The 860-nt window shown below is 71.7% G+C and carries 1 protein-coding gene; it reads left to right on the top strand.

The features are described from left to right. Window positions 1-442 precede the first annotated feature (442 nt). On the top strand, window positions 443-676 hold the full coding sequence (locus ACSNOK_RS33305; RefSeq protein ID WP_436784519.1) for an FmdB family zinc ribbon protein: 234 nt from the start codon (window positions 443-445) through the stop codon (window positions 674-676). Window positions 677-860: the final 184 nt, after the last annotated feature.

An 860-nucleotide genomic window follows, 5' to 3' on the forward strand; every position in this document is an offset into this window, starting at 1 on the left:
GCGTACGGCAGGTGGCGAGGGCGGGCGGCGTACGGCGGGGGCGTCGGGCCGGTGCCTTCGTGGTGGGGTAATGACCCGTAAGGGGTGCTGCCCGTAGGGGGCGATGCTTGTAGGGGGCATCCCTACGGGACAGCCGTCGGCACTGGAGGGCGGCCGGCCTCGGGCGGGTAACCCTTAGGGGGCGGCGGCCGTAAGGGGCAACTATCGGCCCTTACAGCAACCCGTAGGGCAGCGACCCGTAAGGGTTGGCGACCCGTAAGGGATCGCCCTCGGCGTGGAGTGACGACCGGCCCCGAGCCGCATCCCGTACGGGACAGTGCCCCGCCGCCGAAGTTCCCTGCCTCAGAGGGCGATCTCTCGGGACAAAGGCGGCCGAACCGCCGTGCCGGAACGGCACCGGACCCTGGTCCCTTGTCCGTCTCCCCTGGTTATGCTGCCTGACATGCCTCGCTACGAATACCGTTGCAAAGCCTGTGGTGCCACCTTCGAGCTGCGCCGTCCCATGGCGCAGTCGTCCGCTCCGGCCATGTGCCCTCAAGGTCATCTGGACAGCGTGAAGTTGCTCTCCACCGTCGCGGTGACCGGTGCGGCCGCCGCGTCCTCCGGCCCGTCCGGCCCGTCCGAGGGGAGCGGCGGAGGCGGTGGCGGGTGCTGTGGAGGCGGCTGCTGCGGCTGAGCACGACGCGAGTCCGCCGGACACGGATGCGTTCCCCGGCGCGAACCCCGCGCCGGGGAAACATGCCGTAGACGCACGCCGCACGCCGTAAGGACGGCCGTAGGCACAGGCACCGGCCACGAGCACGGACGCGGTGGAGCCCCGAGCCCCCACCGCCCGCCCTCGCCACCTGCCGTACGCCACC

Origin of the sequence: Streptomyces sp. URMC 126, from assembly GCF_051386555.1 — a bacterium.
Taxonomy (GTDB): Bacteria; Actinomycetota; Actinomycetes; order Streptomycetales; family Streptomycetaceae; genus Streptomyces.

Bases quoted from the DNA above. Each gene is read 5' to 3' on its own strand.
- ACSNOK_RS33305 (WP_436784519.1), top strand. From the start codon at position 443: ATGCCTCGCTACGAATACCGTTGCAAAGCCTGTGGTGCCACCTTCGAG.